Below are 19,676 nucleotides of genomic sequence, written 5' to 3'. Positions count from 1 at the left end.
AACAGGTTGGCCTGCAATCGTTCGGATTCGAGGCTACGATCTTATCGCTGCTATGGGGCGCTTTACCCGCTTTCTAAGCAACACATGCTTTTGTGCATGGGGGGCTATCGGAACTGCAAGCGGACTTTGCCGCGTTAATCCAAAGAGGTACTCCCATCAGTCCGGGCCAGCCAGCTAGCTAGGTCTCGCTGCACCGACGCAATGGCTTACAATGGCGGAGATTAAAATGGTCGCTTGAGTTTCGGTCCGGCGGTCCCGTCTTCGGGCACTTCATTGTTGACGCCGCCAATGCGCCAAACTCACGCTAGCAGAGGAAGCTTTCTATGCTCGGACAGTTGAAGAACAATCTTCGCGACGCTACCTTTTTCCTTGGCGAAGCCGTCGTTCCAAAGAAAATACGCTACTCGGGTCCCCTGGGAGCGTTGCGCCGCCAGATGATCTTTTGGTCGCGTGACTCCTTTGTGCTTTCATACCCGAAATGCGGTAGAACGTGGCTGCGCACCATGGTTGGCCGCGTCATCGACAAACACTACGGCCTTAACCTGCAGAATCCGATGGAAATCCAGCATTTCTGGAAGATCTCGTCGAACATCCCCTGCATTGGCTTTTCTCACGACGACAGCCCAAACCTTAAGCGTCCCAGCGAAATCCAGGCCGATAAGTCAAAATATTCAGGAAAAAAGATCCTATTTCTGGTTCGGGATCCGAGAGACGTGCTTGTTTCATATTATTTCGACGCAACGCACCGAATGAAGGTGTTTGACGGAACGATCAGTGAGTTTCTTGCCCAGGATGTCGGCAGCATTGATTCCATCATAGCGTTCTACAACGCTTGGGCGCACAACCGCGATAAGGTGAAGGCATTTCAAATGCTGTCCTACGAACATATGCGCCAAGCTCCAAAATCGGCGCTTCGCACGGCGCTAGATTTTCTGGGCATTCAGGGCGTGCCGGAGATGATCCTCGATGAGGCGACAACCTTTGGCTCTTTCGAGAATTTGCGAAAGATCGAAATGGCAGACGCTTTCGGTCACGAAAGAATGCGCCCGACGGACCAGTCGAATCCCGACAGTTTTAAGGTGCGCCGGGGCAAAATTGGCGGTTATGTCGACTATTTCAACAGAGACGAGATCGCTTACATGGATGAGAGAATTGCCAGCTCTTTGGACCCGTATTTCGAAATATACCACCGCAAGGCATAGCGTCGAGCTCTACTGCAAGGCGCAGCCTTGTCGCTTCTGTGCTGGGACGTCGCATAAGACTTCCCGGTCGAAAAAGTCCACGGCTCTTCCTTCGCCTGTCATCGGTCATTTCCCCACCGTGCTTTGATGGCGTCCATGATCAAAACGTTGAGCTTGGACGCGCCGGTCTCGCTGAGATGGTTATCGTCCCGATAAAAAATCTGAGAGCCTCGATTGGCGAAACAGCGCTGTTGATCGCAGAAGGCCTTCTCCGGATACACACGCACGAGATTTGGATCGGATCCGACATTATCGTATAATGCGTATGTCCGTTGCGTTCGCCGGCGGAAATCCCCGTAGGAAACCGAAATCGGGTCCGCCTGCATATAAGCTGCAGGATCGTTCTGGCGTCTGGCCCGCATGAGAAGCACCTGCGGGACGTTCCAACCCATCTCCGGGACAGGATAGACTAAGACAACTTTCACCCCGCGCTCCAGAAGTGTGTTTATGGTGCGGGAAATGGCCGTGGCGACTGCAGCCGGATCGGCGGGCCCGGTTTCACCCAGCTTGGCCAAATGCGGGTGATCGTCGCCCGGCTCGATTCCCCCCTCGCCATTGTTGTAACGGCTCTGCTCCACGAGAATGGGGAGACGCCACAAGAGCACGGCTATCGGTCGCTTCAGCCTGCCTATGTAGTCGAGCCTCTTGTCATTGTAGTCGCCTGGACAACCCGGTTGGTCCACGTCGACCCTTTGCAGACCGAGAAGAAATACGCAGCCGCCTCGATTGAGCGGTGTGAACGAGGCGATATCTCGGTAGTCATCGAGGCTGTCTCGCATCGGACCAAGCAGAGTGCGAGCGTGAGAGTCACCCAAACTAACAAGAGCATAGCCCTCGGGATTCGAGCCATGAAAGGTACAAGGACCCTGTTCAGGCGCAAAGTTGAGACAGCTCTTCCCGTTCTGAAAGATCTGAGCCTCGCGAATATCGGATGCAGCGGCAATCGGGGCCAGGCCGTCTGCAAAACGACTTGGCAGGCCATTTTGGACATACCAGTAGTATCCGCCCCCGCTGAGTAGTACGGCCCCTAGTGAGGCAATCAGCCATATAACGTGCCTGCTGGTTCGCTTTCTGCTACGGGTCGGAATCTCGACGAAGCGGTAAGTCGCAATGGCAAGTATAACTGACATCAAAATCCAACAAAGTACCATCACACCACCGACAGAATCGGTTGCGCTCATTCTGCCGAAAGCAAATATCGGCTGATGCCAAAGATAAAGGGAATATGATATCAGGCCGACAAATACAAACGGTTGGGAGGAAAGCGCTCGTGTAATGGGATCGCCGTGCCCTGTATACCAGATAAGCAATGCCGTTCCTGCAACCGGGATCAGCGTCACAAGTCCCGGGTGGTGCCACTGCGGCCGCATCAGCGGCACCGAGCAGATCAGGAGCGCCAAACCGACCGCAGGCGCGACTCGCGAAGAGCGCATCGACACAAGCCGGCCGCCAGTCAATTCACGTCTTGCCAGAAACACCCCCAACCCTAGTTCCCAGATTCGGGTTGGCAGTAGAAAAAAAGATGCGTCCGGAAAATGCCGCGTCATCCACTCCGCAAGAATGAACGAAACGACGAGCCCAATGCACAGGATGGCTGTTAAAAATTTCCGAGAAAATTTCCACACCAGTAGAAGAAAGCAAGGGAAGATCACGTAGAACTGTTCTTCGACTCCCAAGCTCCAGGTGTGAATTAATGGACGAAAAAGATTGTCGGCTGCGTCATAGCTCGCAACATGCCAGAAATATAGATTGGAGGCTGAAAACACGGTTGCCAAAAGGCTCGCAGAATAGTCTCTAAAGGCACTCGGCAGCATATATAGCCAAGCGAAGGGGATCGTTACTGCTAAGACGGTATACAGCGCAGGTAGGATCCGTCTCGCGCGACGCTCGTAAAAATTGGCGAACGAGAAAGTCCCATCCATGACTTCCCGCTGTACAATCGAGCCAATCAGATAGCCGCTAATAACAAAAAAGACATCAACGCCAATAAAACCGCCCGCAAAGGGGTCAAGGCCCGCGACGCGAAGCCCTGAATGGTAGAGGATCACCAGAACGACTGCGATCGCCCTCAGGCCGTCAATTTCGCGGCGATATCCAACTTGGCCGGCCGGGGTCGTGGCCACGATCCCACTCTGGGCGGCTCCCGTGTCTTGGTTCGCATTGCGAGCAGGATGATGGGCTTCGTACGGCAGACCTCGATCAATGCCGGGGGAACCATATGTCAATGGCGCAGCTGACTTTTCGTGAAACTCACTCATGTCAAAGGAGGCCCTTCCCTTGGATGCGTCTATCAGGATGCCGGCGTGCTGACGCTCGGATCGGCCTGAAGCTGCTGCTGCAGCCAGGTCGTTGTGCTTTTTGCGGCTCCGATGACAAGGAAATCGATGTGCTGTACCCGCATTGCGAAAATCCTTTAACCGCCGATTTCGCTGGTTAGGTCGGTCGCCAAGCCGGCTTTGCGGGAGCAAAGCGCCCTGTCATAGATCTTCATGACATTTTCGACATGGCGGTGCGTGCTGTAAGAGAAGAAGGCGTGGTCGCGGGCTGCATCGCTGATCCGGGCCCAGAGCGGCGGATTGGACAGCAACCGCGATAGCGGCTCCATGAAGGCCCCGGCGTCTTCCGGTGTGACCAGAAATCCGGTCCGCCCGTTCTCGATAGCTTCCGGATTGCCGCCATGATCGGTTGCAACCACCGGCGTCCCAAGAAACATCGCCTCGATAAGGGTTCGGCCGAAGGGCTCTCCCATGGCGGGAACCACCAGAACATCCGTTGCCGCGAGGAAAGGTTCGATCGGGTTGCGAAAACCCATGAAGCGCACCGTTTGGCCGAGCCCGCGCTCGGCGCAGCGCACGCGGGCGGCCGCTTCAAGATCTTGCGAGCCCGCGGGTGAATTCCCGAACACGCAGCCGACGACCGGGATTTGCGGATGCTCCCGCACGAAACGATCAAGGATATCGATGAAGAGGAGCGGCCGCTTTCGTTCGATCAGCCCGCCGATGAAGCTCAGGACGCGTGTTCCTGGTGCAAGGCCTAGCTCGTCCAGAAGTGCGGCCTTGGCCGCGATCCTGTCAGGCACAGTCGACGGATGGTCGAAGGGACTATGGATGACGCTGAGCCGTCCCTTGAGGGATCTGATCGGATGCCGCGGTCGCGAAAATCGCGACACCGTCACCATGCGATGCGCGATGAGCGGCGCAAGCACGTTAGCGCCCTTGGCGTCGGGGTCGCCGCGATGATGCCAAACCAGCCGAGCACCTGCCAGTCTCGCCGCAATGCCCCAATTCACATGCGTCCTGCCGTCATTGGTGTGAACGATATCGAACTTCTGCTCCTTGATGAAACGCCGCATGCGCGGAAGCGTACTGGTCAGATAGGTCATGACATCGCCGGGGATTATTCCCTTTCCAGGCGAAGTCGTCGGCAGCGGAAAACCCGTGAAGGGCTGGCCCTCCATTTGCAGAAAGGCCGCCAGAGGCCCGGCCGTTTCCTGAAGCACCAGAATCGGAACGACCTTCGATGTATCGAGGTTCTGGATGAGCTTGAGCGCCGAGATGTGGCTTCCACCGACATCATCACCGATAAATGGAAAGCAAACCCGTATCGGCCCTTGGCTAGCTCCTCCAACCATCGCCTGTTACCCGGTCGCGGTTCCGAGGTAGCTGCCTCGTTCGAGGTAGCTGACGATCACTTCCGCGGCCTCCTCGGCGCTCAGATCCGGCGTAACCGTGATCTGTGGCGCTTCCGGGCGCTCATAGGGACTGCCGATGCCCGTGAAATTCTGGATCAACCCATTTCGGGCGCGTCGATAAAGGCCCTTCGGGTCGCGGCTTTCAGCGACCTCCAGTGGTGTGTCGATGAAGATCTCGATAAACTGCCCTGGGCCGAAGAGGTCGCGCGCCATCCGCCGCTCCGCCTGGAATGGCGAAATGAATGAAGTGAGCGCTATCAGCCCCGCGTCGACCATCAGCTTGGCGGCCTCGGCGACGCGACGAATGTTCTCCACGCGATCCGCGTCGGTAAAGCCGAGATCTCGATTCAAGCCATGGCGAACATTGTCGCCGTCCAGAAGGTAGGTGTGCCTCCCCATCGCATGGAGGCGCTTCTCCACGAGATTCGCGATCGTCGACTTTCCGGAGCCCGACAGGCCTGTGAACCACAGCACCACGGGCTTTTGACCTTTGGCGATCGCCCGCGCATTCATGTCGACATCCAGTGCTTGCCAATGGACGTTGTTCGCCCTGCGCAGACTGAAGTCGATCATTCCGGCACCGACCGTGTGGTTGTTGATCCGGTCGATGACGATGAACGCGCCGGTTTCGTGCACGTTAGAGAACGGGTCGAAGGCGAGCGGTGCCTGTGTCGTCAAGTTGACGAAGCCGACGTCGTTCTTCTCGAGGGTTTTTGCTGCCAGTTTTGCAAAATTATTGATGTCAACCCGGTGTTTTATCTGCGTAACGCTCGCACCCACCACGCTGGTGGCGAGCTTGATCAGATACGGGCGGCCGGGGATCAATGGATCCTCGTGCATCCAGAGCAGATGGGCCGCAAACTGGTCTGACACTTCCGGGCGCTCCGCCGCCCCCGCCAGGACGTCGCCGCGAGAAACGTCGATCTCGTCTTCGAGCGTCAGCGTGACAGCCTCGCCGGCCGCTGCCTCCGACAGGTCTCCGTCCTGGGTGACGATGCGCTTGACCAGGCTCGTCACGCCGGATCGTGCCACGACCACACGGTCTCCCGGCCGGATCACGCCGGCGGCGATGGTGCCGGCAAACCCGCGAAAGTCGAGGTTCGGGCGATTGACCCATTGCACCGGCATCCGGAAAGGCGCGCTACGGCGGTCTCGTTCCACCTCGACGGTTTCCAGATGCTCGATGAGCGTCGGGCCCCGATACCAGGGCAGGTTCTCGCCTTTCGAAAGAACATTGTCGCCATAACGCGCCGACAGCGGGATGGCATCCAGAGACGCGAAGCCAAGCGGTTCCGCGAAGCTTCGATAGGTCGCCTCGATCTCGTCGAATACCGTTTGCGAATAATCGACCAGGTCGATTTTGTTGACCGCAAGGACGACATGCCGGATTCCGAGCAGCGAAACGATGAAGGAATGTCGGCGTGTCTGGGTCAGAATGCCCTGCCGCGCATCGACAAGAATGATCGCCAGGTCGGCATTGGATGCGCCAGTAGCCATGTTGCGGGTGTATTGCTCATGGCCGGGCGTGTCGGCGACTATGAATTTGCGCCGTTCCGTGGCGAAGAAACGATAGGCCACGTCGATCGTAATGCCCTGTTCGCGCTCGCTGGCCAGACCGTCGACCAGAAGGGCGAAGTCGAGATCGCCGCCGGTTGTGCCGTGGCGTTGGGAATCGCGGGTAAGTGTGGCAAGCTGGTCTTCCATCAGCAGCTTCGTGTCGTAGAGCAGCCTGCCGATCAGCGTCGACTTGCCGTCGTCCACGCTGCCGCATGTCAAAAATCGCAGCAGGCTCTTCTTCTCGTGGACAGCAAGATATTGCGAAGTGATCTCGTCTATCGAAGAAGATTCGAGTTCCGCGGTTTGAGCAAAACCCAGCATCAGAAGTACCCCTCGCGCTTTTTCTTTTCCATCGAGGTTGCCTCGTCATGGTCGATCAGCCGACCTGATCGCTCGGAGGTCCTCACGACAAGCATTTCCTGGAGCACTTCGGGAACAGACGCGGCAGTGCTTTCAGTGGCCGCGGTGAGGGGATAGCAGCCAAGCGTGCGGAAGCGTACCGAGCGCATTTCGGGGGATTCGCCTGGGCGGAGCGGCAGACGATCGTCGTCCACCATGATCAACTGTCCGTCGCGCTCCACCACAGGGCGTTTGGCCGCGAAATACAGCGAGACGATGGGGATGTTCTCCCTCATGATGTACTGCCATATGTCGGTTTCGGTCCAGTTCGAGAGAGGAAAGACCCGGACGGACTCCCCTGGTTTCAGCCGGCCGTTGTAGAGGTTCCATAGTTCCGGGCGCTGGTTCTTTGGATCCCAGCCATGGCTATCGCTGCGCAGCGAAAACACCCGTTCTTTCGCGCGGCTCTTTTCCTCGTCGCGCCGCGCGCCGCCGAAAGCGGCGTCGAAGCCGAGCGAGGTCAGTGCCGATTTCAGCGCCTCCGTCTTCATGATCTGCGTGTAGGTCGACGAGCCATGTGTAAATGGCGTGATCCCTTCGGCCAGGCCGGCCTCGTTGCGACGCACCAGCAGCTTCAGGCCAAGCCGCGCGACAGTCTCGTCGCGGAAACGGATCATTTCTTTGAATTTCCACGTCGTGTCGATGTGGAGAAGGGGGAACGGCAGTTGCGACGGATAGAAGGCCTTCATCGCGAGATGGAGCATTACGGCCGAGTCCTTGCCCACCGAATACAACATCACCGGGTTGCGCAGTTCGGCGACGACCTCGCGAATGATATGGATTGATTCAGCCTCGAGTCGTTGCAGATGTGTGAGCCACGAAGGAGAGGAAGGCGAGCGCCGCTGCGCTGCAGGCAAAGTGACCAGGGCTTGAGGTGCCTGGGCTTGAGGCGCAAGAGCTTGAGGTGCAAGAGACATCTAGATCGCCTTTGAAGGGGCAAGACTTGCTTGGTTGAGAGCGTCCGCCGGCGGGGTTTGCCGGTCGGGATGATGGGCGGTCTTGAGCGCCTGTCGCAACGAAAGCGCCAGGCCGAAGGCCCACAGAATGCCCAGGACGATATGGGCAATATTGCCCCCCATCGCGCCGATCCGCGGGATGAGCAGGAGGGCCGTCACGTGGAAGGCGGCTGTGGCAACGACAACAATGCGCAACACCTCACGTTGCCGGCCCATGGCAAGCAGCGCCGAGCGGGCGGCTGAGCCCGAAAGCACGAACGTGACCGCCACCATCTGCACGATGACGAGGCTGGCTGCGCCTATGAACTCCGGTCCCGCGGTCCAGGCGAGCAGCGGCCGGATGAGCACCGCCACGACCAGGACGCAAATGACGCCAAAGCAGAGCAGCATGGCTTCGGTCTGAAAAATCACCCGCTTGAATTCCTCGATGCTGCCTTTTGCCCAAAGGCGGGCGACATCGGGATAGAGAACGTTTTGCACCTGCGGGCCTACTTGCTGGCCGACGCGGCCTATACGCTTGGCGATCTGGTACAAGCCAGCCGAGGCCGGGTCGGCTAGCCATCCCACCAGCAGCGTATCGAGTTCTTGCGCGCTCGCGCGCAAAGTGAGTGAGATGTTCGACGACCACGCGAAATTCCAGATGCCAGGGAAGCGGCGTGTGATGCCGGCCAAAGGCGCGCCCAGGACATTGTGGACACCCTGCCTGTGTAGCGCGCGCATGGTCAGCGTCAGGAGCGCCAGGGAGCCGAGGATCTGCGTTCCGGCCCAAACCGCCGTGAAGTAAGCGAGATCGCCGTTGAGCAGCACGCCGAGCAGACACAGCAATACGCGCAGAACGGCGTTGAGCAGCTGCCCATAGGCGAGGAGGCGAAAGTTGCCGGCCATGCGTTGGACAGCCACGGGGACGCCGGAAATCTGAAATAGCAGAACGCTGGAGTAGAGAACAAGAAGATGCACAATTTGCGTCGACCAACCGAAAACCGGCGCAATGAGAAGGGCCGCGCCAATGGCGACGACCCAGGCGCTGACAGCGGCGCCGACATCGATAAGCAGGCCGAACTTCATGAGGACGCGCAAATTCTCGTGGCCCTCGGATGCGTTCATGCCGGCTGCGTATTTGATAATTGGCTGCCACGACTGGAAGCTGACAACGCGCTCGACGACCCTTGTGAACGCGATGATCAATGCAAGCTCACCATAGTTCGTCACGCCAAGCGCTCGTGCTGAAAGCGTAAAGGCTACAAGCGCCAGCAATGAGCCAAGAAAATTGCCGGTCAGAAGGTGTGCGATATTGGCCAGGCGCGTGCGGCCCGCACTCTTGCGCCTGGCAGCTTGCAGCACCCGTCGAGTCAGTCTTCCGATCATCGCAACCGTAGCCAAAGTCGCCCCGCTCATTCTTGATCGGCAGTACGCGTCCCTTGGTCGTTCTCCGGGATTGTTTCTGCCGATGCATCCATCATCGGCAGAAACCAGAAAGCCGCCACGACCAAGTTTGGTCCTGTCGCAACCCCAATAAGCTAGGACCTGATCGCCGCTACGACCGATGGCCTACCCCATTAGCGGTAGCAGCTTCATGGCCGTTTTATCGCTAAATATATGCGGAACAAAAAAGTAGAACTATAAGACATACCGAACTAATAAAGAGAAAATTGCCTAGATATTTGGCTTTGTAAATTTAAATAAAAGCAAACGGCTCCATATCCTATTAATCTCCTCGGGATGAAGCACGACATATATGGTGCGCCTCTTTCGCTGTTGGTCGAGGATTGATCTAAGGTTGGATCCGGTAAGAGATATGCCGAAATCCGACGGGCCCGAATAGGCTTGGCCGAGCATGCGATCCAGCATCAACTCTCCCAAGGCCGGAGTGTAACGCGCAGAGCTCCAGTACCACCGCATCGTCTGATGACGATCGCCCGGATCCGGAATGTCTTCCATTGTAACGGAGTTATAGCCGCTAAAATCCCACAGTTTCACTTCAGACGTGGCTGTCTTGGATGCGTTGACCTGACTTACGGTATACGTCAGATCCACACGCCAGCGGTCGTAAACCGGGAGTAGCCCCATGGCCCTGAGTGCTTCCATCTGACGAGCATGTATCGGCGAAATGAAGAGCGTGACGTCTACTCCAGCGGCGGTGAGACGATCCAGCAGGTCATGCAACAGGCCGATTCTAGTGATGTCATAATCGAAGCTGCCGGGAGACGAAAACTCCGCCATCAACCGATTCAGCCTCTGGTCGGACACCTGTCTGTAGCTGTAATTATGTGCCAACATGATCTGGTGAAAACCGTCTTCCTTGTCGGTCTCCCGAAATCCAATGCTGTTGGCGTGCACCGTCCGCAAAGCGTCGATAAAGCTTTCGGGGGAGAACAGGGACCGCGCATAAACGATAGGCATTGGAACTCCGGCAAAGCCGGACTCCGGAAAATCTTGGGTTTCCGTTCGGTCCGCCTCAAACATGGAGAAATCGAGATTGACGATCATCCGGCGGGGTGCGCCGTGAGCCAGGGCGAACATGCCAATGTCATAGAGTTCGACCATGCTCGCATGCGGAACCGCGGCATTGTAGGCCTTCAGCCTAGCTAGGCTCGGTCCGGCGGGATCAAGCCCGACGCGCGCCCGCGAGCCGCCGAGGATCAAAGTGTCGTAGTCGGTGAGCCATAGACGTAGTGAGCGCTCGGCTGTCGTACCGATCGAAAGGCGATGTGTCTTTTCGGCATTGAAATCAGGAATCTCCAGATGATGGTTGATCCCATATGGATCGACAACAAAAACGAAAGCGGCAGTCCCAAGTTCTAGCAGAATACCGATGGCTGCAACCCTTGCGGCCAACCGTGGCAGGCGCGATCCAGACGTCCTCAACGGCCCGCCCGACTGCAAAACCTGCGAGCCCATGAACTCGGGCATGGTGGCGTGTCCCGCGGCGCTTATCCCCTCTCGGGTGAAGATCTTGTAAAAGGTCAGGCAGAGAATTTTCAGGTCAAGTGCGAAGGTCCGGTGATCGACATACCAGACGTCCAGGACGAAGCGGTTCTCCCAATCAAGTGCGTTGCGGCCGTTCACCTGCGCCAAACCTGTGATGCCGGGAATGACTTGGTGACGACGCGCCTGCTCAGGGCTATAGCGGGGGAGATACTCCATCAAGAGGGGACGAGGCCCGACGAGGCTCATCTCACCCCGCAATACATTGATCAATTCGGGCAGCTCATCAAGGCTGCTTGCGCGCAGAAAGCTGCCAAAGCCAGTCAGCCTGTCAGCATCGGGAAGCAGCCGGCCATGACGATCCCGACGATCGGTCATCGTTCTGAACTTGATTATCTTGAATGGTTTCCCGTGCAGGCCGGGACGTTCCTGGCGGAAAAAAACAGGCCGCCCAAGAAGCAGCGCGACTGCTATTGAAAGCACCGCGATGAAGGGCGACATCAGCAGCAGAAGGCAGGCGGCACCGAGCAGGTCGAACGTGCGTTTCATGAGCGATGCTCCTTTCATCAGCATGCCTGCCGCGGCTCGCTGATACGTCCTCTGGCCAACCGCAAGGCTTCGTAGTGGTCAAAAGCCAAGCCACGCCACGGGACACAATCTCGAAAGTCTACATGTAGCCTTGTGTCTTGAGACCGATCCCAATCAGGGACGATGTGCGGGCATTGCCTTCCACGCGCGACAGGTCGCCGCTTTTAGTTACATTGGCTGTAAAGTGCGCCTATCAAAGATCATTCTCCGGATGAACATCAGGATATGTGCGCCAGATTTGAAAACGCTCGAGGTGTTCTTGTCCGGGATCGGATATTTTTCATTCGTAGATCGCGAACCTGAATAACTGAGTTCGTGATCGATTGCCTTCATTTTCAGAATTTCGTCAAAGCGGAGTCCCATTTTTCCGCAATCTGCTGCATTGAGAACCGATCGATCGTTTTCCGGGCCGATCTACCCATTTTGTGGCGAAGAGCATTGTTTCGCATCAGGCATGCCATCGCGGATGCCAACTCGGCAACATCGTCGACTGGTACCAGCAGACCCGAAACGCCTGGTTCGATGATTTCGGATGGACCGAAATCGCAGTCTGTTGCGACGACGGGCAGGCCTGCCGCCATCGCCTCGATCAGCACGTTGGGAAAGCCTTCGTAGCGTGACGGCAGGACAAAGAGGGAGGCGTCGCGCGCCCATTCGCCCGGACGCTCGGTAATGCCGGCAAGCTTTACCCTGTCCTCCAAATCCAACGCATCGATCTGACGTTGAAGAAGAACCCGATCAGGTCCCTCGCCGAAGATTGTCAACGCCCATGCCGGAAATTCGCTGGCGACTTTAGCAAATGCCTTTATCAGCGTGTCGAAGCCTTTCTGTTCCACCAGGCGTCCGACGGCGACCAGGCGAAACATCTCATTGCCATGGTCTTTGTAGGCATCGGTCGCCTCGCACGGATTTCCGATGACCTCGCAAGGATTTCCGATAACGTGGGCTTTTTTTCTGAGCGTATCCGGAAGCGTCTTGACAATCGCATCAGTCTGCATGACGAGCCGATCCGCCTGCCGAAGTATGATGCCAGAAACGAGCCGCCAAGCGGCGTGTTTTTTCTGCGCTTTGGGATTGTTTCTTTCCGAGATAATAACCCGGATGCCAAGATTTTTCGCCGCCAGCAGGCAAAGAATATTAATCTTTGTTAGAAATGAAACGATCAGAGTGGGCTGAAGCTGCTTGAATTCCGCGCGCAACACGACCACGCGCCGCAAGCTGCGGACAAATCCGAGTTTCGAAAGCCGCGAAGCTCCATCCTCTACAAGTCTGTGGACGGTGACCTTCGGGTGCAGGGCAAAATAGCTCTTGTCTTGCTCTCCCACGAAAGCAAATAGATGGACTTCATCTCCGCGCCTGCATCGATCTGCGGCAAGCAGACTGACGACGCGCTCCGTCCCTCCTGCACCCAGGCCCGCCTGCACAATCGCAAGTCGCATTTACTCCCCTCTTAACGTCAGGACGTCGATGGATTATTTCCATACTTCTCGGCGATCTCCGCCAAGTTGCTGCATGGATTGGTGGAAAGGGATTCGACGACAGGAAGATCTCTCTTGATCGTCTCGCCTTGGCCGTGTTCATCCATGAATTGGCGGCGAAGTTCATACCAGCCGCATGCGAGCCGCGTTCCGCCACGGGCAAGCAGTTCGATCGCGGCTGGAGTTAGCCAGTCGATGCAGGTCTGCTCAATGAGTTCGGCTTGCGCATCACTAAGATGATCGGAAAAGCCGCCGACCTTGCCGGGACGCGCATGCTGGCTTTCGCCATCGTGGGCCGCTAGGCCGCCCGCCATCTCATGCTCACGCATTACATCGAAACGCGAGGCGTCGATAGAATCCTGAAGCGCGCGCACGGACGGTGTGTGGCCGAGAAATCTCAGGATACGCGTGCAGGCACCCATAGGGTCTTCCGTCAGTTCCCCATAGCCCAATACTGCACTTACGTGATGCTTTAGACCTCTACCCCAATCATTCAGATATACTATCAGAGCCGGCAGGCCTTGTTCGCGATCGGCAATGAACGCGTCCATGGTGCCTTCGAAGCAGCGTTTGTGACGTGTGGCATCGAAATAAGCTGACACGATTACGTCGCGCGGATCTCGAGTCATGAAGATGATGGGTCGGTTGAGAAAAAGCGAGCGTCTATAGGTGAGGTGCGAAACCAGGACGAGCGGCACACGATGGCGCTCATCTGTGTAACGAAAAGCCGGGATGCCCCTCGTCGGATCGAGATCGAAATCCGGAAGAACCTCGAACATTGGCGAAAGATGGACATTTTCGCCGTTGGCGTGGCGACGAAAGTATTCCGAAAGGATATGTCTAAGCTGGGTTGCTCCGGATTCGGGATAGGAGACAAGAAACGCGTCTGCGCCCGACGCAGCCCAGGTCATCCTGATCCGGGCGTCGATCTTATGCAATGTCAGACGGGTGGTCGTCAGCATGGTGACAGGTCTTCAGTCCTTGGGGATCGTAGCGCAGCATGTATGACGTCGCAGTCGAAGGACGCGATGGGCGGGCTGCCGGCCATGGCCTTGAGTGGTACCGCGCAATCTTCGTAGCGGGACGAAAGCACAAATGCGTCGGCGTCCAGAAAGCAGGATCGCCATGCGTAGCAGATCAGATCCGCCCTTCCCGACTGTAATGGCGCTGCGATCCAGAAATGCCAAGCCGGCGAAGCTGTCCATCGCGTATTCCAATCCCGCTGTCGCAACCCCTAAATACCCAGCTTTCTTTGAAGGGACGAGTTGCACATAGGGATGCATCGCCGGCTGCCGTTTACCTCTAAAGGAGGACTTGGGCGCAGAAACGAAGCAGACAATAGAAGAGATCTGTGTCCATCTATCGCTCACGCCGGTGAGTTGGAGCCTTGAATTCATGCGCATAGCCTTTGTCGGTGCGGTGGAGGGATCTCGGGTCGCATTCGATGCCCTTGTCGAAGCTGGCATGACGCCTTCGCTGCTTGTCACCCTTGCGGGCGAAGCTTCCAAACGCCATTCCGATTTCGTCGATCTGGCGGGGCCGGCACGTCTGGCCGGGGCCGCGGTCCACCTGACCAAGGACATCAATGCGCCCGACACGATCGACAGGCTCGAAGCCGAGCGGCCCGATTTGACGATGGTGGTCGGCTGGTCGCAAATCTGCCGCGGCGAATTTCGCTCGGTCGCCCGATATGGCTCGATCGGCTTTCACCCGGCGCCGTTACCGCGTTTTCGGGGCAGGGCGGTGATCCCCTGGACGATCATTGCGAATGAAAAGGAGACGGGCTCGACTTTCTTCCGGCTCGACGAGGGTGTCGACAGTGGCCCTATCGTCCTCCAGAAGCTTTTTGCCGTGGCACCGGACGAGACCGCGCGCTCGCTTTACGACAAGCACAAGCAGGCACTGTTCGAGATGACGCCGCTTGTCGTTTCGGCGATAAGTCGTGACAAGGCCGTGGGCGTCGCGCAGGACGAATCCCTTGCCAGCTATTGCGCAAAGCGCACGGCCGATGACGGAATAATCGACTGGAGCGATGCTGCCGAGAATGTCCTTCGTTTCGTCCGCGCCATCGGCGATCCCTATCCGGGCGCCTTCACTTTCACTGCCGGTGCCAAGATCGTGATCGACAAGGCGCGCATGTTTGCCCCGCCTGGGCGCCATATCGGGCTGACCGGCCAGGTCCAAACTCATACCGACAGCGGCTTTACAGTGCTTTGTGGAGACGGAGCCGCCATTGAGGTGACATCCTGGCATGGCGAAAGGCCCAGGATACATGCCAAGCTGGCCTCGGCATGACCAACCTGTGTCGCGCCAAGGACCTAGGCGCGTGCACGGAGCACAGGTCTGCGCGCTTCAGGCGGCGATTGTCGGCCGCGACGGCCGTTCTTCCAGATACCAGCGTACGAAGGCGGTCACCCCGTCCTCGACGCTGGTGCAAGGGCGAAAGCCCGTAAGGGTCTCCAGCAGGCGGGGGTCGGCATAGGTTGCCCGCATGTCGCCAGCCTGCATCGGCAACATCTTGCGGATGGCGCGTTTGCCCAGGCAGTTCTCGATCGTCTTGATGAAAGGCAGCAGCCCGACAGGCTCGCCGCCGCCTATGTTGACGACACGCCACGGCGCGACGGGTGACAGCGTGTCGACGACGCCGGGAGCGGACGCCGCGCGACCTGTCGCAGGCGTGCATTCGACGAGTCGGACGATGGCTTCGACGAGATCATCGATATAAGTGAAATCGCGCTTCATCAGGCCTTCGCCATACACTTCGATCGGACGGCCGTTCTCGATCGCGTCGACAAATTTGAAGAGCGCCATGTCGGGCCGGCCCCAGGGGCCGTATACGGTGAAGAAGCGGAAACATGTGGTCGGCGTTCCGAAGATATGTGAATAGGAGTGCGCCATCGCCTCCATCGCCTTCTTCGTGGCCGCATAGAAGGTTAACGGCCAATCAGCCTTGTCGGTTTCGACGAATGGCATCTTGTCGTTCGCTCCATAGGCCGAGCTCGTGGACGCAAGGAGCAAATGCCGGGGCTTGAGATCACGCGCAAGCTCAAGGACGTTGAACGAGCCGACGAGATTGCTGTCCGTGTAACTTCGCGGATTGTCGATTGAGTAGCGGACACCGGCCTGCGCGGCCAGATGCACGATCACATCGGGCCGGGCGGAGTCCGCGGCGCGGCGAAGGGCATCCAGGTCTTCCAGTTGGCCGATATGGGCGCGAAAGGCGTCGTATCTTTCAAGCAGGGCGTGTCGGGACTGCTTCAGGACGATGTCATAGTATGGCGTCATGCCGTCGAAGCCGGTGACGCGATGACCGTCGTCGAGCAGCCGGCGCGCCAGGTGAAAACCGATGAATCCTGCGGTGCCGGTGACCAGATACCTCATTCCGCGGCCGCGGCGAAAACTGCCTTGTCTCCGACCGCTCCCTCACCGATATTCACGTACTCGAAGCCGTGCTTGGAGATGTCTTCCCGCCGGTAAATGTTGCGCAGGTCGACCACCACCCGTTTCGACATCGTGCGGGACAGTCGTTCAAAATCCAGGGCGCGGAACTGATTCCACTCGGTCACGATGACCAGCGCGTCGGCGCCCTCGGCGCATTCATAGGCGCCTTCGGCATAGCTTACGCTTGTGCCGAGCACGATTTTCGCCTGTTCCATGCCTTCGGGGTCATACACTCGGACATGTGCTCCAAAATCGATCAAGGCCTGGATGATCGAGAGGGAAGGCGCTTCACGGATGTCATCGGTGTTGGGTTTGAAGGTAAGACCCAGCAAGGCCACTGTCTTTGCGCGGACATCTCCGCCGCAGGCAAATACGATCTTGCGCGCCATGGTGCGTTTTCGCTGGTCGTTCACGGCAACCGTCGTTTCGATCAGGCGCAATGGCGCGCCGCTGTCCTGCGCCGTCTTGACCAAAGCCAGCGTGTCTTTTGGAAAACAGGATCCTCCATAGCCCGGGCCGGCGTGCAGGAACTTTGAGCCGATGCGATTGTCGAGCCCGATGCCCCGCGCTACCTCGCGCACGTTCGCGCCCACGCTCTCGCAGAGATCCGCGATCTCGTTGATGAACGTGATCTTGAGCGCCAGGAAGGCGTTGGCCGCATATTTGATCAGCTCGGACGTGCGGCGGCCGGTAAACAGGATGGGTGCCTGGTTGAGATAGAGCGGCCGATACACCTCCGCCATCACCTCCCGGCCACGCTCGTCCGACGGGAGGCCGATAACGATCCGGTCTGGTCGTTTGAAGTCGTCGATCGCGGCTCCTTCGCGCAGGAATTCCGGGTTGGAGACGACGGCCACATCGGCCAGGGGATTGCATTGGCGAATGATCCGTTCGACCTCATCCCCCGTGCCCACCGGCACCGTGGATTTGATTGCCACCACGGTGAACCCGTGAACAGCGGCCGCGATTTCCCGGGCCGCTTCGTAGACATAGGACAGATCGGCATGGCCGTCGCCTCGCCTCGAAGGCGTCCCGACGGCAATGAACACCACGTCCGCATCGGCGACTGCCGCTGTAAGCATGCTGGTGAAGGTGAGCTGGCCGCTCGCGGAATTCTTGTCGACGAGGTCGTCGAGACCTGGCTCATAGATCGGCATTCTTCCGGCCTGGAGATCGGCAATCTTGGCCTCCGCCTTATCGACGCAGACGACTTGATGGCCGAAATCAGCCAGGCAAGCGCCCGATACAAGACCCACGTAACCCGAACCAACAATCGCGATGCGCATGTAACCGCCACTCTGATGATGACAACTGACGCGATTAAGCCAGCAGCGGCCAAGAAAATGGAGTGCGCAATCGGATAAGACATTACCACTTCCGAGACCTGGTATGGGCCCGGACGGTCGTCTGGCGCGGTTTGACAACGCTAAGTGCTGATGGCCATTGCAAATGGACGAGACGAGATGATCCGGCGCGCAGCCACGCTCGGCTGCAAGCCGGCTGACGGCGCTTCATTGGCGCGTCGATTGCTTGAGTTCATTTTCCGTCAAAATTCCGGTCGGCGGCCGTTTGGTCTTTTTGCCATGCTCTTAGAGGTAGTTCGGTTCTCGCTTCAACTTGCCGTCCGGGAGCCGAGTCAGGAAATTGCCCTCGAACAGCCTCGCCTGAGCATGATAGATCTTCGTCCGGGTGAGACTGCGCGCTGGAGTGTTCTGCCGTGACGAACAACGCTAGGCAGAGCACGCCGAGGCCGGCAGGGCGATTTTCCGGTCCATGCAATGGAATTGTTGCGGGGCTGCGCGGTCGCGTTTGCCGGCGAACATTCAAAGAATGTAGCTGTGGGCCTCGCTTTCCGTCGCACTGTCAGCCGCGGAGACAGGCTTGGCGAAGAGGAAGGCACCATCTCGCGAGAACAGATCCGCCGGCATCATCTGGAACTCGCGCTGCGAATGCGGGACATCCAATTCACGATCGACAATATGCCAGAGGCTGTTGAAGAACGACCCGTCGGCTTGCCTCATGCTTTCCCCCCGAAGCGGCTTTCTCGATGAGAAAACCGTTGCTGGATTGGCCCACATGTCGGCAATGGCGATATCGTAATAGCCGGGATGCGCGGCATTGGGTTTGATAATCGCGAAGGGCGTGTTCTTTTCCGGCCAGCCTACGCGGCCCACGGTCAGGCACTCTTCCGGCTCGGGCAATCTTGCCTCCACAAGATAGGCCAGTGCCGCATCGATGCCGCCGATTTCCGAAACGACGCACGATGTCAGTCCCGCGCGGGCAAGCTGCATCAGCTTTCGAGCCTCTTGTTCATCCATATCGGCCCATCTCAGGAAAGCCATCCATTGCTGGTGCAGGCAGTCGTCCTTGGCCTGGCAAAGAAGTCGTCCTGCCTCCAAAGCGGATTCGACCCTCCTCCTGTCCGCCTCCGCGAAGGCTTCCCGCGCAGGGCGAATTCGGCCGGCAATTTCCATCAGGTCATTTGAGATGTTTTTCATATCCTCCTCCCCAGGCGGATTTCTAATCTGATTCATGCGCTCCATGATGCGTTGGTTTTGTATTGCGTAGAAGGCCATCACGGGAACGCGTGAGATATCTTAGTGGCGTGGCCAACCTATTCTTTTGAGCAAGGGTCCCACTTCCGACTGTCGGCTGATCCGCGCGCGATTGTGTTCGCTACTACTTGCTGCCATAGCTTCGCTTTCGTCATTGTCGGCGTCGCCTGGTCCACACGACGACGTCTGCAAATTCTGCCGTCCGATCCGCCGAACGCCGTCTGCCGGGCGGTATGCGCGCGGTGGATGCTCGGGACCCAACGCTGGTCGCGACATGCAAGCTTCTGGCTTAATTTTTCGACGATTGAAGAATGCGCGTACCCTATCATTTCGGTGATGGTGCTCATCCAACCAGACCTGGAGACCTGCGCAGTAAGGAGTAGTCAGAAGAGCTGGAGAAAGCCCGAATGACGGCGAAGGAAGAAAATCCACACGCCTTTGGGCGAATGGAAGTAGGCGCCGTATCTTTCAACGAACTTGCACGCCCAAGGCTCTTGAAGTCATAGCGAAGGGCAATCTGGCTTGAAGAGTGGGGCGATCCGGAACTCCATGACAGCAGTGGCCATCACAGCACCCGCTCGGGCGGGTTGGCGATTTCGACAGCCGAGCGTCATTCCGGGTTTCGGATTGACGCTCGGCTTCTCGCTTGCCTACCTTACCCTCATCATCCTCATTCCGCTGTCGGGGCTGGTCTGGCGCTCCGCGGCGCTCGGCTGGACCGATTTCTGGGCGATCGCCACCGACCGGCGCACCATCAACGCGCTGGAGATCAGCTTCGGCACCGCCTTTGTCGCGGCCGCCGTCAATGTCGTGTTCGGCACGCTGGTCGCCTGGGTGCTGGTGCG

The 19,676-nt window shown here is 58.0% G+C and carries 13 protein-coding genes and 1 pseudogene; 3 read left to right on the top strand and 11 right to left on the bottom strand.

Annotated elements, in window-relative coordinates:
• Window positions 1–323: 323 nt before the first annotated feature.
• A complete protein-coding gene (locus LB547_RS26980; protein ID WP_140498436.1) occupies window positions 324–1,202 on the top strand; it encodes a sulfotransferase domain-containing protein in 879 nt (292 codons plus the stop codon).
• Between the two features lie 98 nt (window positions 1,203–1,300).
• Here LB547_RS26980 and LB547_RS26975 read toward each other — a convergent pair whose 3' ends face one another.
• The 8 genes from LB547_RS26975 to LB547_RS26935 all read right to left on the bottom strand — a co-directional run bounded on the left by LB547_RS26975 (window position 1,301) and on the right by LB547_RS26935 (window position 13,797).
• Window positions 1,301–3,499, bottom strand: a complete 2,199-nt coding sequence (locus LB547_RS26975; protein WP_140498435.1) for an acyltransferase family protein — start codon at window positions 3,497–3,499, stop codon at window positions 1,301–1,303.
• Window positions 3,500–3,654: 155 nt separating this feature from the next.
• Window positions 3,655–4,872 carry a glycosyltransferase family 4 protein gene (locus LB547_RS26965; RefSeq protein WP_140498434.1) on the bottom strand — a complete coding sequence of 406 codons (1,218 nt, stop codon included), beginning with the start codon at window positions 4,870–4,872 and terminating at the stop codon, window positions 3,655–3,657.
• A 6-nt stretch (window positions 4,873–4,878) separates the two neighbouring features.
• Window positions 4,879–6,810: a sulfate adenylyltransferase subunit CysN gene (cysN, locus tag LB547_RS26960; protein WP_140498433.1), complete on the bottom strand. Its 1,932-nt coding sequence runs from the start codon at window positions 6,808–6,810 to the stop codon at window positions 4,879–4,881.
• On the bottom strand, window positions 6,810–7,805 hold the full coding sequence (gene cysD, locus LB547_RS26955) for a sulfate adenylyltransferase subunit CysD (RefSeq protein ID WP_224619688.1): 996 nt from the start codon (window positions 7,803–7,805) through the stop codon (window positions 6,810–6,812). Before cysD ends, cysN begins: the two co-directional genes overlap by 1 nt.
• The gene (locus LB547_RS26950) at window positions 7,806–9,209 is read right to left on the bottom strand and encodes a lipopolysaccharide biosynthesis protein (protein ID WP_224655977.1); all 1,404 of its coding nucleotides are present in this window, start codon (window positions 9,207–9,209) and stop codon (window positions 7,806–7,808) included. It lies immediately after the preceding gene.
• 288 nt (window positions 9,210–9,497) lie between these two features.
• A complete protein-coding gene (locus LB547_RS32570) occupies window positions 9,498–11,318 on the bottom strand; it encodes a sugar transferase (protein ID WP_140513525.1) in 1,821 nt (606 codons plus the stop codon).
• Between the two features lie 374 nt (window positions 11,319–11,692).
• Window positions 11,693–12,796, bottom strand: coding sequence for a glycosyltransferase family 4 protein (locus tag LB547_RS26940; RefSeq protein ID WP_140525323.1), 1,104 nt, complete (start codon window positions 12,794–12,796; stop codon window positions 11,693–11,695).
• A gap of 17 nt (window positions 12,797–12,813) precedes the next feature.
• Complete coding sequence (locus LB547_RS26935) at window positions 12,814–13,797, bottom strand: sulfotransferase domain-containing protein (protein WP_140513529.1); 984 nt, start codon at window positions 13,795–13,797, stop codon at window positions 12,814–12,816.
• Between the two features lie 433 nt (window positions 13,798–14,230).
• Between LB547_RS26935 and LB547_RS26930 the strand changes: the two genes are divergently transcribed.
• The gene (locus LB547_RS26930) at window positions 14,231–15,130 is read left to right on the top strand and encodes a formyltransferase family protein (RefSeq protein WP_140498428.1); all 900 of its coding nucleotides are present in this window, start codon (window positions 14,231–14,233) and stop codon (window positions 15,128–15,130) included.
• A gap of 57 nt (window positions 15,131–15,187) precedes the next feature.
• On the opposite strand, the gene LB547_RS26925 is transcribed toward LB547_RS26930, so the two are convergent.
• From LB547_RS26925 to LB547_RS26915, 3 genes are all read right to left on the bottom strand, one after another.
• Window positions 15,188–16,216, bottom strand: a complete 1,029-nt coding sequence (locus LB547_RS26925; RefSeq protein WP_140581285.1) for an NAD-dependent epimerase/dehydratase family protein — start codon at window positions 16,214–16,216, stop codon at window positions 15,188–15,190.
• On the bottom strand, window positions 16,213–17,562 hold the full coding sequence (locus LB547_RS26920) for a UDP-glucose dehydrogenase family protein (protein ID WP_140513535.1): 1,350 nt from the start codon (window positions 17,560–17,562) through the stop codon (window positions 16,213–16,215). The genes LB547_RS26925 and LB547_RS26920 overlap by 4 nt, the downstream gene beginning before the upstream one ends.
• Before the next feature lie 537 nt (window positions 17,563–18,099).
• Window positions 18,100–18,774 (bottom strand): hypothetical protein, encoded by a 675-nt coding sequence (locus LB547_RS26915; protein ID WP_140498426.1) that lies wholly within the window; start codon window positions 18,772–18,774, stop codon window positions 18,100–18,102.
• 606 nt (window positions 18,775–19,380) lie between these two features.
• Between LB547_RS26915 and LB547_RS26910 the strand changes: the two are divergent.
• A pseudogene (locus tag LB547_RS26910) lies at window positions 19,381–19,676 on the top strand (molybdate ABC transporter permease subunit); the annotation flags it as partial.

It is taken from the genome of Mesorhizobium sp. B264B1B (assembly GCF_020165765.1).
Taxonomy (GTDB): Bacteria; Pseudomonadota; Alphaproteobacteria; order Rhizobiales; family Rhizobiaceae; genus Mesorhizobium.
Note: the sequence above shows the minus strand (reverse complement) of the source record. Positions and strands in the feature narration are given on the sequence as shown.

Excerpts from the sequence above, each read along its gene's own strand:
- cysN (WP_140498433.1), bottom strand. The coding sequence starts at position 6,810 with ATGCTGGGTTTTGCTCAAACCGCGGAACTCGAATCTTCTTCGATAGAC.
- LB547_RS26925 (WP_140581285.1), bottom strand. The coding sequence starts at position 16,216 with ATGAGGTATCTGGTCACCGGCACCGCAGGATTCATCGGTTTTCACCTG.
- LB547_RS26930 (WP_140498428.1), top strand. The coding sequence starts at position 14,231 with ATGCGCATAGCCTTTGTCGGTGCGGTGGAGGGATCTCGGGTCGCATTC.
- LB547_RS26935 (WP_140513529.1), bottom strand. The coding sequence starts at position 13,797 with ATGCTGACGACCACCCGTCTGACATTGCATAAGATCGACGCCCGGATC.
- cysD (WP_224619688.1), bottom strand. The coding sequence starts at position 7,805 with ATGTCTCTTGCACCTCAAGCTCTTGCGCCTCAAGCCCAGGCACCTCAA.
- LB547_RS32570 (WP_140513525.1), bottom strand. The coding sequence starts at position 11,318 with ATGAAACGCACGTTCGACCTGCTCGGTGCCGCCTGCCTTCTGCTGCTG.
- LB547_RS26975 (WP_140498435.1), bottom strand. The coding sequence starts at position 3,499 with ATGAGTGAGTTTCACGAAAAGTCAGCTGCGCCATTGACATATGGTTCC.
- LB547_RS26980 (WP_140498436.1), top strand. The coding sequence starts at position 324 with ATGCTCGGACAGTTGAAGAACAATCTTCGCGACGCTACCTTTTTCCTT.
- LB547_RS26940 (WP_140525323.1), bottom strand. The coding sequence starts at position 12,796 with ATGCGACTTGCGATTGTGCAGGCGGGCCTGGGTGCAGGAGGGACGGAG.
- LB547_RS26915 (WP_140498426.1), bottom strand. The coding sequence starts at position 18,774 with ATGAAAAACATCTCAAATGACCTGATGGAAATTGCCGGCCGAATTCGC.
- LB547_RS26965 (WP_140498434.1), bottom strand. The coding sequence starts at position 4,872 with ATGGTTGGAGGAGCTAGCCAAGGGCCGATACGGGTTTGCTTTCCATTT.
- LB547_RS26950 (WP_224655977.1), bottom strand. The coding sequence starts at position 9,209 with ATGATCGGAAGACTGACTCGACGGGTGCTGCAAGCTGCCAGGCGCAAG.
- LB547_RS26920 (WP_140513535.1), bottom strand. The coding sequence starts at position 17,562 with ATGCGCATCGCGATTGTTGGTTCGGGTTACGTGGGTCTTGTATCGGGC.